Below are 13,184 nucleotides of genomic sequence, written 5' to 3'. Positions count from 1 at the left end.
GCATTGATCGCTATGAGTAAAGCTGCACTCTTCACCGTGCGTAAACAGGATCCCTGCCCCGCTTGCGGGGCAGAACTGGTTATCCGTTCCGGTAAACACGGTCCTTTTCTGGGCTGCGCGAACTACCCAGCTTGTGACTACATTCGACCTTTAAAAGGTCAGGCCGATGGCCATGTGGTCAAAGTGCTGGAAGGACACGCCTGTCCTGAATGCGGTGCGGATAAAGTGTTGCGGCAGGCACGTTTTGGTATGTTTATCGGCTGCAGCCTCTATCCGGAATGCGGATACACAGAAACCATCGATAAACCGGATGAAACCTCGCTGGCCTGTCCACAGTGCCATGAAGGCCGGTTAGTTCAGCGGCGTTCCCGTTATGGCAAAACGTTTCACTCCTGCGATCGTTATCCGGCCTGCCAGTTTGTCGTCAATCTGACACCCGTTGCCGGAATCTGTCCTTATTGTGAGTATCCGCTGTTAGTTGAGAAAAAGACGGCGCAGGGCGTTAAGCGCTTCTGCGCCAGTAAGAGTTGTGGCAAAGCCATCGCTGAAGAGAATTCATAGACCATGGAAAATCAACACCTCGCCGATTCACTTGAGACCTGTTTAGAGCATCTGAATCGTCAGGCGGTCATCGCCTATCCTACGGAAGCCGTATTTGGTCTGGGCTGTGACCCTGACAGTGAATCTGCCGTTATGGCGTTGCTGGCGCTGAAACAGCGCCCGGTAGAGAAGGGGCTCATCCTGATTGCGGCTGATTACAGTCAGCTTGAGCCTTACATCTCGGCGCGCGAACTTTCTGTAGTCCAGCGAGAGCGGATGTTTGCCTGCTGGCCCGGCCCGGTGACTTTTGTCGTGCCTGTGCCGCCACAGACGCCTCGCTGGCTTACCGGACAGTTTGATTCCCTGGCCATTCGCGTCAGTGACCATCCGGATGTTCAGGCGCTATGTCGGGCGTTTGGCAAACCGCTGGTCTCGACCAGCGCAAACCTGTCAGGTCAGCCTCCCTGCCGTACGGCTGAAGAAGTGAAGCAGCAGTTTGGTGAGCCGTTCCCGGTTCTGTCGGGGAAAACGGGTGGACGGCTCAATCCTTCTGAAATCCGCGATGTCATTAGCGGCGAACTCATACGTCAGGGTTAATTCATGGATCAATTCGCCGTTTTCGGTAATCCGATCAGCCACAGTAAATCGCCGCTGATCCATCAGGCCTTCGCTGAGCAGACGGGCATTGAGCATCGCTATGGTTGCATCTGTGCCCCGGTTGATGGTTTTCCTCAATCGCTTTCTGCCTTTTTCGAACAGGGAGGTCGTGGTGCCAACGTGACGTTACCTTTCAAACAGCAGGCATGGGAATTTGCCGATCAGCTCAGCGAACGTGCAGCTCTGTCCGGTGCGGTAAACACCGTTAAAAAGCTCAGTGATGGGCAGATCCTGGGAGACAACACGGATGGTATCGGCCTGTTAAGCGATCTTGAACGGCTGAATATGATCAACGCTGGCGACAATGTCTTGCTGGTGGGAGCGGGCGGGGCCGCACGCGGTGTTATCTTGCCGCTGCTTTCAGCAGGCGTGACACTGACCGTCGTCAATCGTACCGCCGCGCGCGCTGAAGAGCTGGCGAACCTGTTTAGCGCGAGCGGGGCTATCCGGGCATCTGGTTTTGAGCAGCTGGCGGATCAGCGCTTTGATCTGATCATCAACGCCACTTCAAGTGGTGTGAATGGAGAAACGCCTCCTTTACCTGCAGAGGTTATCCATTCTGAAGTGCGCTGCTACGACATGTTTTACCAAAGCGGGCTGACGCCTTTTTTACGCTGGTGTCAGGCGCAAGGGACTTATCATCTGGCCGATGGACTGGGGATGCTGGTGGGTCAGGCTGCGTATGCTTTCTACATATGGCACGGTGTGATGCCGGAAATCACGCCCGTGATTGCTCAGCTTAAGCAGGCCATGCAGCCATGAATCAGGCGATACAGTTCCCGGATGAGGAAACCTATGACGCTGAACTGAACGCGGTCTGTTTTCCAGTACTGGTCAACGGCATACGGCTGAATTGTGCAATCAGCCGCGATTCGCTGAATTCACGTTTTGGTGAAGGAGAGGCGATGACGCTGTTTCAGCACCATCGCTGGGATCTGGAAGATGAGGCCGAAGCGGCCATTCGTCAGGATGATGTAGATAATCAGGGCTGGATCTGGTTATCTCCCGCCAGATAATCATCCTTCCAGCCAACATAGTTATTAGCGGAATAGCGTAAACCTTCCTTTTCACTGTCATTCAGCGGCCTGACCTGCTTTACCGGGCTACCCAGGTAGAGATAGCCGCTTTCCAGCCTTTTACCGGGCGGCACCAAACTTCCGGCACCAATCATTACCTCTTCTTCTACTATTACGCCATCCAGCAGAATCGATCCCATTCCGACCAGCACGCGATCGCCAATGGTACAGCCGTGTAGCATCGCTTTATGCCCGACGGTGACGTCCTCGCCGATAATAAGAGGGAAGCCCTGGGGGTTGGCGGCTGATTTATGCGTGACGTGCAGAACACTGCCGTCCTGCACGTTAGTACGGGCACCAATGCGGACCTGATTCACATCACCTCTTATCGCAACCAGCGGCCAGATGCTAACGTCATCCTCCATAATCACATCACCGACGACAACACTGCTTGGATCGACCATAACGCGCTGGCCCGTTTGCGGGAAAAGATCTTTATAGGGACGTAGGGCGGAAGTCATCTTGTTCTCCTTTGTTCTATTTTCACTGCAGCCTGATGCCATTTTAGCCAGCTGACAAGCCAATTCTGACGCGGGTCGCTGGCGATCTCACCAATCTGGATCATTTATAACCGTTCAGATAAAAGATCCTAAAAAAGGGTTGTGCTCTCAAACGGGATCCCTATAATGCGCCTCCATCGACACGGAACACCGGCAACGGGAAACGGGCTGAGAGGCACAGGAGACTGCGCCGCCGGAGAAAAACTTCTGAGAAAGAGGTTGACTCTGCAGGAGGAAAGCGTAATATACGCCACCTCGCGACAGGACGCTAGCGCACTGTTCGCACTGCTCTTTAACAATTTATCAGACAATCTGTGTGGGCACTCGCAGGATTGATATCAGCGTCTCAGGACGTAATAAAATATCAAAGCCTCACGAGTGAACACATAATGAAATTCATTATGACGTTTTACAGATGAGCACCGCTTAACTTGTTTAAGCAAATCAAACTTAAATTGAAGAGTTTGATCATGGCTCAGATTGAACGCTGGCGGCAGGCCTAACACATGCAAGTCGGACGGTAGCACAGAGAGCTTGCTCTCGGGTGACGAGTGGCGGACGGGTGAGTAATGTCTGGGGATCTGCCCGATAGAGGGGGATAACCACTGGAAACGGTGGCTAATACCGCATAACGTCGCAAGACCAAAGAGGGGGACCTTCGGGCCTCTCACTATCGGATGAACCCAGATGGGATTAGCTAGTAGGCGGGGTAATGGCCCACCTAGGCGACGATCCCTAGCTGGTCTGAGAGGATGACCAGCCACACTGGAACTGAGACACGGTCCAGACTCCTACGGGAGGCAGCAGTGGGGAATATTGCACAATGGGCGCAAGCCTGATGCAGCCATGCCGCGTGTATGAAGAAGGCCTTCGGGTTGTAAAGTACTTTCAGCGGGGAGGAAGGCGATGCGGTTAATAACCGCACCGATTGACGTTACCCGCAGAAGAAGCACCGGCTAACTCCGTGCCAGCAGCCGCGGTAATACGGAGGGTGCAAGCGTTAATCGGAATTACTGGGCGTAAAGCGCACGCAGGCGGTCTGTTAAGTCAGATGTGAAATCCCCGGGCTTAACCTGGGAACTGCATTTGAAACTGGCAGGCTTGAGTCTTGTAGAGGGGGGTAGAATTCCAGGTGTAGCGGTGAAATGCGTAGAGATCTGGAGGAATACCGGTGGCGAAGGCGGCCCCCTGGACAAAGACTGACGCTCAGGTGCGAAAGCGTGGGGAGCAAACAGGATTAGATACCCTGGTAGTCCACGCCGTAAACGATGTCGACTTGGAGGTTGTTCCCTTGAGGAGTGGCTTCCGGAGCTAACGCGTTAAGTCGACCGCCTGGGGAGTACGGCCGCAAGGTTAAAACTCAAATGAATTGACGGGGGCCCGCACAAGCGGTGGAGCATGTGGTTTAATTCGATGCAACGCGAAGAACCTTACCTACTCTTGACATCCAGAGAACTTAGCAGAGATGCTTTGGTGCCTTCGGGAACTCTGAGACAGGTGCTGCATGGCTGTCGTCAGCTCGTGTTGTGAAATGTTGGGTTAAGTCCCGCAACGAGCGCAACCCTTATCCTTTGTTGCCAGCGATTCGGTCGGGAACTCAAAGGAGACTGCCGGTGATAAACCGGAGGAAGGTGGGGATGACGTCAAGTCATCATGGCCCTTACGAGTAGGGCTACACACGTGCTACAATGGCGCATACAAAGAGAAGCGACCTCGCGAGAGCAAGCGGACCTCACAAAGTGCGTCGTAGTCCGGATCGGAGTCTGCAACTCGACTCCGTGAAGTCGGAATCGCTAGTAATCGTGGATCAGAATGCCACGGTGAATACGTTCCCGGGCCTTGTACACACCGCCCGTCACACCATGGGAGTGGGTTGCAAAAGAAGTAGGTAGCTTAACCTTCGGGAGGGCGCTTACCACTTTGTGATTCATGACTGGGGTGAAGTCGTAACAAGGTAACCGTAGGGGAACCTGCGGTTGGATCACCTCCTTACCTGAAGATACCTTCCCGCGCAGTGTCCACAACAGATTGTCTGATAAAAAGTAACGAGCAGAAAAAACCTCTACAGGCTTGTAGCTCAGGTGGTTAGAGCGCACCCCTGATAAGGGTGAGGTCGGTGGTTCAAGTCCACTCAGGCCTACCAGATTTGTCCTCATGCTGCGTTGTGTCGACGGCTCGCATAGTTCACTATGCTTCGCATCGACACGCCTTGCCTGAGAAAAAATCGCATTCTTTACATGAAGAATGTTACTCCTGGTAGTAGTGGTCTCTGCAGTAACTGTATGGGGCTATAGCTCAGCTGGGAGAGCGCCTGCCTTGCACGCAGGAGGTCAGCGGTTCGATCCCGCTTAGCTCCACCATACCGTTTTAACTGTTTTTCTGAATACTTCAGAGCGTACCGGCAACGGTGTGCTGCGAAGTATTATGCTCTTTAACAATCCGGAACAAGCTGAAAATTGAAACGACGTGTCGTTTTCATTCTCCGTAATAAGAATGAAAAATACGATGCGTTCGAGTCTCTCAAATGCTTGCAGCTTACAGCGTTGTAAAACGCCTGTGGGTTGTGAGGTTAAGCGACTAAGCGTACACGGTGGATGCCCAGGCAGTCAGAGGCGATGAAGGACGTGCTAATCTGCGTAAAGCGACGGTAAGGTGATATGAACCGCTACAGCCGTCGATGTCCGAATGGGGAAACCCGGTGCACTCTGTGCATCATTGCAGCATGAATACATAGTGCTGCAAGGCGAACCGGGGGAACTGAAACATCTAAGTACCCCGAGGAAAAGAAATCAACCGAGATTCCCCCAGTAGCGGCGAGCGAACGGGGAGCAGCCCAGAGCCTGAATCAGCATGTGTGTTAGTGGAAGCGTCTGGAAAGTCGCAGGGTACAGGGTGATACTCCCGTACACAAAAGCACACGTGCTGTGAGCTCGATGAGTAAGGCGGGACACGTGGTATCCTGTCTGAATATGGGGGGACCATCCTCCAAGGCTAAATACTCCTGACTGACCGATAGTGAACCAGTACCGTGAGGGAAAGGCGAAAAGAACCCCGGCGAGGGGAGTGAAACAGAACCTGAAACCGTGTACGTACAAGCAGTGGGAGCCTTCTTTATGGGGGTGACTGCGTACCTTTTGTATAATGGGTCAGCGACTTATATTCTGTAGCAAGGTTAACCGTATAGGGGAGCCGCAGGGAAACCGAGTCTTAACTGGGCGTTAAGTTGCAGGGTATAGACCCGAAACCCGGTGATCTAGCCATGGGCAGGTTGAAGGTTGGGTAACACTAACTGGAGGACCGAACCGACTAATGTTGAAAAATTAGCGGATGACCTGTGGCTGGGGGTGAAAGGCCAATCAAACCGGGAGATAGCTGGTTCTCCCCGAAAGCTATTTAGGTAGCGCCTCGTGAACTCATCCTCGGGGGTAGAGCACTGTTTCGGCTAGGGGGCCATCCCGGCTTACCAACCCGATGCAAACTGCGAATACCGAGGAATGTTATCACGGGAGACACACGGCGGGTGCTAACGTCCGTCGTGAAGAGGGAAACAACCCAGACCGCCAGCTAAGGTCCCAAAGTCATGGTTAAGTGGGAAACGATGTGGGAAGGCACAGACAGCCAGGATGTTGGCTTAGAAGCAGCCATCATTTAAAGAAAGCGTAATAGCTCACTGGTCGAGTCGGCCTGCGCGGAAGATGTAACGGGGCTAAACCATGCACCGAAGCTGCGGCAGCGACGCTTAGGCGTTGTTGGGTAGGGGAGCGTTCTGTAAGCCGTCGAAGGTGTGCTGTGAGGCATGCTGGAGGTATCAGAAGTGCGAATGCTGACATAAGTAACGATAAAGCGGGTGAAAAGCCCGCTCGCCGGAAGACCAAGGGTTCCTGTTCAACGTTAATCGGAGCAGGGTGAGTCGACCCCTAAGGCGAGGCCGAAAGGCGTAGTCGATGGGAAACAGGTTAATATTCCTGTACTCGGTGTTACTGCGAAGGGGGGACGGAGAAGGCTATATCAGCCGGGCGACGGTTGTCCCGGTTTAAGCGTGTAGGCGGAGGGTCCAGGTAAATCCGGTCCCTTATCAACGCTGAGGCGTGACGACGAGGCACTACGGTGCTGAAGTGATAAATGCCCTGCTTCCAGGAAAAGCCTCTAAGCATCAGGTAACACAGAATCGTACCCCAAACCGACACAGGTGGTCAGGTAGAGAATACCAAGGCGCTTGAGAGAACTCGGGTGAAGGAACTAGGCAAAATGGTGCCGTAACTTCGGGAGAAGGCACGCTGGCGCGTAGGTGGAGGGATTTACTCCCCGAGCCGAAGCCAGTCGAAGATACCAGCTGGCTGCAACTGTTTATTAAAAACACAGCACTGTGCAAACACGAAAGTGGACGTATACGGTGTGACGCCTGCCCGGTGCCGGAAGGTTAATTGATGGGGTTATCCGCAAGGAGAAGCTCTTGATCGAAGCCCCGGTAAACGGCGGCCGTAACTATAACGGTCCTAAGGTAGCGAAATTCCTTGTCGGGTAAGTTCCGACCTGCACGAATGGCGTAATGATGGCCAGGCTGTCTCCACCCGAGACTCAGTGAAATTGAACTCGCTGTGAAGATGCAGTGTACCCGCGGCAAGACGGAAAGACCCCGTGAACCTTTACTACAGCTTGACACTGAACATTGAGCCTTGATGTGTAGGATAGGTGGGAGGCTTTGAAGCGCGGACGCCAGTCTGCGTGGAGCCAACCTTGAAATACCACCCTTTAATGTTTGATGTTCTAACGTAGGCCCGTTACCCGGGCTGCGGACAGTGTCTGGTGGGTAGTTTGACTGGGGCGGTCTCCTCCTAAAGAGTAACGGAGGAGCACGAAGGTCAGCTAATCACGGTCGGACATCGTGAGGTTAGTGCAATGGCATAAGCTGGCTTGACTGCGAGAGTGACGGCTCGAGCAGGTGCGAAAGCAGGTCATAGTGATCCGGTGGTTCTGAATGGAAGGGCCATCGCTCAACGGATAAAAGGTACTCCGGGGATAACAGGCTGATACCGCCCAAGAGTTCATATCGACGGCGGTGTTTGGCACCTCGATGTCGGCTCATCACATCCTGGGGCTGAAGTAGGTCCCAAGGGTACGGCTGTTCGCCGTTTAAAGTGGTACGCGAGCTGGGTTTAGAACGTCGTGAGACAGTTCGGTCCCTATCTGCCGTGGGCGCTGGAGAATTGAGGGGGGTTGCTCCTAGTACGAGAGGACCGGAGTGAACGCACCACTGGTGTTCGGGTTGTCATGCCAATGGCATTGCCCGGTAGCTAAGTGCGGAAAAGATAAGTGCTGAAAGCATCTAAGCACGAAACTTGCCCCGAGATGAGTTCTCCCTGACCCCTTGAGGGTCCTGAAGGGACGTTGAAGACTACGACGTTGATAGGCCGGGTGTGTAAGCGCAGCGATGCGTTGAGCTAACCGGTACTAATGACCCGTGAGGCTTAACCTTACAACGCCAGAGGCGTTTTTGAGAGACAGATTTTCAGCCTTGTACCGGATATTCTGCGCGGCCCCTGTGGCGGCGCGGAGACAGAATTTGCCTGGCGGCTTTAGCGCGGTGGTCCCACCTGACCCCATGCCGAACTCAGAAGTGAAACGCCGTAGCGCCGATGGTAGTGTGGGGCCTCCCCATGCGAGAGTAGGGAACTGCCAGGCATCAAATTTAGTGTGCTGATATGGCTCAGTTGGTAGAGCGCACCCTTGGTAAGGGTGAGGTCCCCAGTTCGACTCTGGGTATCAGCACCAGTTAAGACACGAGTTCGGTAAATAAAAGAATTTGCCTGGCGGCTGTAGCGCGGTGGTCCCACCTGACCCCATGCCGAACTCAGAAGTGAAACGCCGTAGCGCCGATGGTAGTGTGGGGTCTCCCCATGCGAGAGTAGGGAACTGCCAGGCATCAAATAAGAGAGAGCCCTTCGCATATGCGAAGGGCTTTTTTCGTTGTGGCAAGCCGATAATCTGCAATAAAACCTCCTCTTATCAGCCTTCTGTCCCTTACCTTTATCATCGCATCCAGTTAGTCAGCTCAATGCACCTGCTGGTCAGGCCATAAAAAACCCGGCACCAGGCCGGGTAGTAAGATGAACGGAGTCGGTAATCAGTGAATAACCTGCGATAAAAACGCCCGGGTACGCTCCGATTGAGGATTCGCAAAGAACTCTTGCGGTGGCGCAACTTCAACGATCTCACCTCGATCCATGAAGATCACCCGGTCAGCCACCGTTCGGGCAAAGCCCATTTCGTGGGTGACACACAGCATGGTCATCCCATCCTCAGCCAGACCAATCATCGTATCCAGCACCTCTTTAACCATCTCAGGATCCAGCGCTGACGTTGGCTCATCAAATAGCATAATTTTGGGTTTCATACAGAGTGAGCGGGCGATAGCGACACGTTGTTGCTGTCCGCCGGAAAGCTGACCCGGAAACTTATGCGCATGCTCAGCAATACGCACGCGTTGCAGATAATGCATAGCCAGTTCATCCGCTTCCTTCTTTGGAATCTTTCTCACCCAGGAAGGTGCCAGCGTGCAGTTCTGCAATACGGTCAGATGTGGGAAGAGATTGAAGTGCTGGAATACCATCCCCACTTCTGTGCGTACGCGCTCGATGTTACGCACGTCGTCATTAAGGTGGATACCGTCAACAACAATACGCCCCTGCTGATGCTCTTCCAGATGGTTGATACAGCGGATCGTGGTCGATTTGCCGGAGCCGGAAGGGCCGCACAGCACGATGCGTTCTCGGGGTTTAACCTGCAGGTTGATGTCTTTCAGTACGTGAAACTGCCCGTACCATTTATTCACGTTCTCAAGCGAAATCATCAACGCGTCGGAAGAGTGTGTCATAGAGTCAGTCATGTAAAACCTCAGTGCGATGTACGCCCGGTGTGAAAGCGCTTTTCCAGATACTGGCTGTAGCGCGACATGCTAAAACAGAAAATCCAATAGACCAGTGCAGCAAAGACATAACCTTCAGTCGACATGCCCAGCCAGGTCGGATCGACCGTTGCCTGCTGGACGCTGCTGAACAGATCGAAAAGACCAATGATGATGACCAGGCTGGTATCTTTAAACAGTGCGATGATGGTGTTAACCAGGCCAGGGATGGTGAGCTTCAGTGCCTGGGGAAGAATGACCAGCATCTGCGTTTTCCAGTAGCCCAGCGCCAGCGATTCTGCAGCCTCATACTGACCTTTCGGCAATGCCTGCAGGCCACCGCGCACCACCTCCGCCACATAGGCGGACTGGAACAGGATTACACCGACCAGGGCACGCACCAGCTTATCAATGGTGGTGCCTTCAGACATAAACAGCGGCAGCATCACCGATGACATAAACAGTACGGTAATCAGGGGCACGCCACGCCAGAACTCAATAAAGATAATCGACAGCGTGCGGACCACCGGCATCCGTGAGCGACGGCCAAGCGCCAGCAGGATGCCCAGCGGCAATGCACCGGCAATACCGACCGACGCGATAATCAGCGTCAGCGTTAACCCGCCCCACTGACGTGTTTCCACACGTTCCAGTCCCAGATAGCCGCCATACAGCAGGAACCAGACAATCACCGGATAGATGACGGCCCAGGCCGCAATGTAGCGTCCACGATAGGGCAGGCTTTTGAGAAACATCGGCACAATCGACAGCAGACCAATCACCAGCGCCAGGTTAATACGCCAGCGCAGCTCATGTGGATAAAGCCCATACATGAACTGACCGAAACGCGCATGGATAAAGACCCAACAGGCACCTTCTTTGGTGCAATCGGCGCGCGTAGTGCCAATCCAGTTTGCCTGAAAGACCAGCCAGTTCAGCGCAGGCGGAATGACGTGCCAGATAACCCAGATGCAAAACAGCGTCAGTAACGTGTTAAACCAGCTGGAAAACAGGTTTTTACGAGCCCAAAGCCAGGCGCGACTGACAGGCGTCGTCGGCACGGGGGGCGTTTCATGCGTAGTGACAGACATAGTTATCCCGTTCTCTTAACGCTCAACCAGCGCAATTTTGCGGTTGTAGAAGTTCATAAGCAGCGATATCAGCAGACTGATAATCAGGTAAACGCCCATTGTGATAGCAATCGTCTCGATGGCCTGACCGGTCTGATTCAGCACCGATCCCGCGAACAGCGACACCATATCGGGATATCCGATAGCAGCTGCCAGTGAGGAGTTCTTCACAATGTTCAGATACTGGCTGGTCAGCGGCGGGATAATGACGCGCATGGCCTGCGGAATAATCACCTGACGCAGCGTCACCGGATTCGGCAGACCCAGCGAGCGTGCAGCTTCGTGCTGACCATGCGGCACCGACTGAATCCCCGAGCGGATGACTTCAGCGATAAACGACGAGGTATAGATCGACAGTGCCAGGGTCAGCGCCGCCAGCTCCGGAATCATCACCGAGCCGCCACGGAAATTGAACCCGCGCAGTTGCGGCACATCCCAGTGCGTTGCTGCACCAAACCCAAGGTGCGCAAGCAAAGGAAAGAGGATCAGCATTGCAACAGCGGCGGGCCATGTACGACGTAACTCACCGGTTTTCAGCTGATGCTGACGGTTAAAGCGGTACAGGCCATAGCTGACAGCCACGGCCAGCAGCAGTGCGATAACAAACGGCCAGCTGCCTGGTGCATAGGTCGGCCACGGGACGTAGAGTCCGCGATTGCTGACATAGGCCAGATCAAACGCATTCAGCGCCTGACGCGGGCCTGGCAGATTGCGTAATACCGCGAAGTACCAGAAGAAGATTTGCAGCAGAGGCGGGATATTACGGAAGGTTTCGATATAGATATTCGAGAGCTTCCGCAGCAGCCAGTTATCAGAAAGGCGGGCAAGACCGACCGCGAATCCGAGAATCGACGCGAAAACAATACAGAGTGCAGAGACCAGCAGCGTGTTGGTTAATCCGACCAGAAACACGCGCGCGTATGTATCTCCCTCTGTGTACTCAATCAGATGCTGAACGATGCCGAAACCGGCAGTGCGCTCAAGAAATCCAAACCCTGATGTAATGCCGCGATTGGCAAGGTTGATAATGGTGTTATGCACCAGATAACCCACCACACCAAGCACCGCGACGACGGCGATGAACTGATAAATCCAGGCGCGAACCGTGGGATTACCAAATGAAAAATCCCTTTTCACGGTTGGGCGTTGTGACATGTTGAAACCTCAGTAACGAAAGCTGGGGTAGGGCACCGCAGAATACGGTGCCCGATTGGTGAGGTCTGTTAACGTACCGGTGGTGCGTACTGAATCCCGCCCTGGTTCCACAACGCATTCTGACCGCGCGCGATCTTCAGTGCGCTGTCTTTACCGACGTTACGGTCAAAGCTTTCCTGATAGTTGCCGACCTGTTTGATGATGTTATAGGCCCACTTGTTATCCAGCTTCAGATCTTTACCAAAGTCACCCTCAGCACCCAGCAGATGCGCCATATCTGGCGTGGTCGGCTTAGCTGTCATCTGATCAACATTCTTCGAGTTGATGCCCATCTCTTCGGCATTCAGCATGGCATAGAGCGACCATTTGACGATGGTGAACCAGTCATCATCACCACGACGCACCAGGGGTCCCAGCGGCTCTTTGGAGATCACTTCTGGCAGGACGATAAATTCATCGGGTTTGCCGAGCTTGATGCGCAGGGCATAAAGCTGAGACTGATCAGACGCCAGCGTATCGCAGCGACCGCTGTCCAGCGCCTTAGCTGACTCGTCAGAGCGGTCGAAAGTCACCGGCGTATATTGCATTTTGTTGGCTTTGAAGAAGTCTGCCACGTTCAGCTCGGTGTCTGTTCCCGCCTGAATGCAGACGGTGGCACCATCCAGCTCTTTCGCACTTTTCAGACCGGCTTTCTGGTGAGTCAGGAAGCCGATGCCGTCGTAATAGTTCACGCCCGCAAACAGGAAGCCCATGCCGCCATCACGCGATGAGGTCCAGGTGGTGTTACGTGAAAGTACATCCACTTCACCTGACTGCAGCGCGGTAAAACGCTCTTTTGCGGTCAGCGGGGTATATTTCACTTTGGTCGCATCGCCGAATACCGCGGCGGCGGCAGCACGACACACATCCACATCGATACCGGTAAACTTGCCACCAGCATCTGCATAGGAGAAGCCCGGCAGGCCGTCACTGATTCCACATTGAACAAAACCTTTTTTCTTTATCGCATCCAGTGTGGTGCCTGCGTGTGCCTGCTGAGTAATGGCAACCAGCGAGGCGGCAGCGATCAGCGTAGAGAGCATCATCTTTTTCATAAAGCATCCTGTGTGGCGGGATCATGTTGTTATGTTTGCGCACTTTGGTGTGCGTTTTTCCTGTCTGTGGCGGTCAGCCATCCACGACTCTGCAAAGCTGATGCCAGGTTTGCAGAATCCTGAATTCG

Annotated in this window: 9 protein-coding genes, 3 tRNA genes and 4 rRNA genes; 11 read left to right on the top strand and 5 right to left on the bottom strand. The window is 53.8% G+C overall.

All coding sequences use genetic code 11. The features are described 5' to 3' along the window. The first annotated feature begins 12 nt into the window (after window positions 1-12). The 4 genes from FA92_RS15830 to FA92_RS15815 are packed head-to-tail and all read left to right on the top strand — an operon-like array spanning window position 13 to window position 2,213. Entirely contained in the window at window positions 13-561 is a 549-nt protein-coding gene (locus FA92_RS15830; protein WP_033784130.1) for a type I DNA topoisomerase, read from the top strand. A gap of 3 nt (window positions 562-564) precedes the next feature. Continuing rightward, entirely contained in the window at window positions 565-1,137 is a 573-nt protein-coding gene (tsaC, locus tag FA92_RS15825; protein ID WP_013359226.1) for an L-threonylcarbamoyladenylate synthase type 1 TsaC, read from the top strand. A 3-nt stretch (window positions 1,138-1,140) separates the two neighbouring features. Then, entirely contained in the window at window positions 1,141-1,959 is an 819-nt protein-coding gene (gene aroE, locus FA92_RS15820; protein WP_033784129.1) for a shikimate dehydrogenase, read from the top strand. Next, window positions 1,956-2,213, top strand: coding sequence for a DUF1488 domain-containing protein (locus tag FA92_RS15815; RefSeq protein WP_033784128.1), 258 nt, complete (start codon window positions 1,956-1,958; stop codon window positions 2,211-2,213). Before aroE ends, FA92_RS15815 begins: the two co-directional genes overlap by 4 nt. Here FA92_RS15815 and FA92_RS15810 read toward each other — a convergent pair. Next, on the bottom strand, window positions 2,180-2,734 hold the full coding sequence (locus tag FA92_RS15810) for a gamma carbonic anhydrase family protein (RefSeq protein ID WP_013359223.1): 555 nt from the start codon (window positions 2,732-2,734) through the stop codon (window positions 2,180-2,182). The two genes, FA92_RS15815 and FA92_RS15810, sit on opposite strands and share 34 nt — an antisense overlap. 491 nt (window positions 2,735-3,225) lie before the next feature. On the opposite strand from FA92_RS15810, the gene FA92_RS15805 reads away from it, so the two are divergent. The 7 genes from FA92_RS15805 (at window position 3,226) to rrf (FA92_RS15775) (ending at window position 8,695) form a co-directional block, all read left to right on the top strand. Beyond that, a 16S ribosomal RNA gene (locus FA92_RS15805) occupies window positions 3,226-4,765 on the top strand. A 74-nt stretch (window positions 4,766-4,839) separates the two neighbouring features. Further along, window positions 4,840-4,916: transfer RNA gene (locus tag FA92_RS15800), tRNA-Ile, on the top strand. Between the two features lie 141 nt (window positions 4,917-5,057). Beyond that, window positions 5,058-5,133, top strand: a tRNA-Ala gene (locus FA92_RS15795). A gap of 207 nt (window positions 5,134-5,340) precedes the next feature. Further along, window positions 5,341-8,249 (top strand): 23S ribosomal RNA (locus FA92_RS15790). Window positions 8,250-8,339: 90 nt separating this feature from the next. Then, window positions 8,340-8,455, top strand: a 5S ribosomal RNA gene (gene rrf / locus FA92_RS15785). Window positions 8,456-8,469: 14 nt separating this feature from the next. Next, a tRNA-Thr gene (locus tag FA92_RS15780) sits at window positions 8,470-8,545 on the top strand. 34 nt (window positions 8,546-8,579) lie between these two features. Continuing rightward, window positions 8,580-8,695 (top strand): 5S ribosomal RNA (rrf, locus tag FA92_RS15775). Together the 16S, 23S and 5S rRNA genes with 3 tRNA genes alongside form the textbook arrangement of a ribosomal RNA operon. Before the next feature lie 202 nt (window positions 8,696-8,897). Here rrf (FA92_RS15775) and FA92_RS15770 read toward each other — a convergent pair. The 4 genes from FA92_RS15770 to FA92_RS15755 all read right to left on the bottom strand — a co-directional run bounded on the left by FA92_RS15770 (window position 8,898) and on the right by FA92_RS15755 (window position 13,056). Next, entirely contained in the window at window positions 8,898-9,659 is a 762-nt protein-coding gene (locus FA92_RS15770) for an amino acid ABC transporter ATP-binding protein (RefSeq protein ID WP_013359221.1), read from the bottom strand. An 8-nt stretch (window positions 9,660-9,667) separates the two neighbouring features. Beyond that, on the bottom strand, window positions 9,668-10,768 hold the full coding sequence (locus FA92_RS15765; protein WP_013359220.1) for an amino acid ABC transporter permease: 1,101 nt from the start codon (window positions 10,766-10,768) through the stop codon (window positions 9,668-9,670). 15 nt (window positions 10,769-10,783) lie between these two features. Next, window positions 10,784-11,962, bottom strand: coding sequence for an amino acid ABC transporter permease (locus tag FA92_RS15760; protein WP_033784127.1), 1,179 nt, complete (start codon window positions 11,960-11,962; stop codon window positions 10,784-10,786). 68 nt (window positions 11,963-12,030) lie between these two features. Next, window positions 12,031-13,056: an amino acid ABC transporter substrate-binding protein gene (locus FA92_RS15755; protein WP_033784126.1), complete on the bottom strand. Its 1,026-nt coding sequence runs from the start codon at window positions 13,054-13,056 to the stop codon at window positions 12,031-12,033. Window positions 13,057-13,184: the final 128 nt, after the last annotated feature.

This window comes from Pantoea sp. 9140, from assembly GCF_000745295.1.
GTDB classification, from domain to species: Bacteria; Pseudomonadota; Gammaproteobacteria; order Enterobacterales; family Enterobacteriaceae; genus Pantoea; species Pantoea vagans.
This window is presented reverse-complemented; position numbering and strand designations above follow the sequence as displayed.

Bases quoted from the DNA above. Each gene is read 5' to 3' on its own strand.
- FA92_RS15815 (WP_033784128.1), top strand. From the start codon at position 1,956: ATGAATCAGGCGATACAGTTCCCGGATGAGGAAACCTATGACGCTGAA.
- FA92_RS15760 (WP_033784127.1), bottom strand. From the start codon at position 11,962: ATGTCACAACGCCCAACCGTGAAAAGGGATTTTTCATTTGGTAATCCC.
- tsaC (WP_013359226.1), top strand. From the start codon at position 565: ATGGAAAATCAACACCTCGCCGATTCACTTGAGACCTGTTTAGAGCAT.
- FA92_RS15755 (WP_033784126.1), bottom strand. From the start codon at position 13,056: ATGAAAAAGATGATGCTCTCTACGCTGATCGCTGCCGCCTCGCTGGTT.
- aroE (WP_033784129.1), top strand. From the start codon at position 1,141: ATGGATCAATTCGCCGTTTTCGGTAATCCGATCAGCCACAGTAAATCG.
- FA92_RS15810 (WP_013359223.1), bottom strand. From the start codon at position 2,734: ATGACTTCCGCCCTACGTCCCTATAAAGATCTTTTCCCGCAAACGGGC.
- FA92_RS15770 (WP_013359221.1), bottom strand. From the start codon at position 9,659: ATGACTGACTCTATGACACACTCTTCCGACGCGTTGATGATTTCGCTT.
- FA92_RS15830 (WP_033784130.1), top strand. From the start codon at position 13: ATGAGTAAAGCTGCACTCTTCACCGTGCGTAAACAGGATCCCTGCCCC.
- FA92_RS15765 (WP_013359220.1), bottom strand. From the start codon at position 10,768: ATGTCTGTCACTACGCATGAAACGCCCCCCGTGCCGACGACGCCTGTC.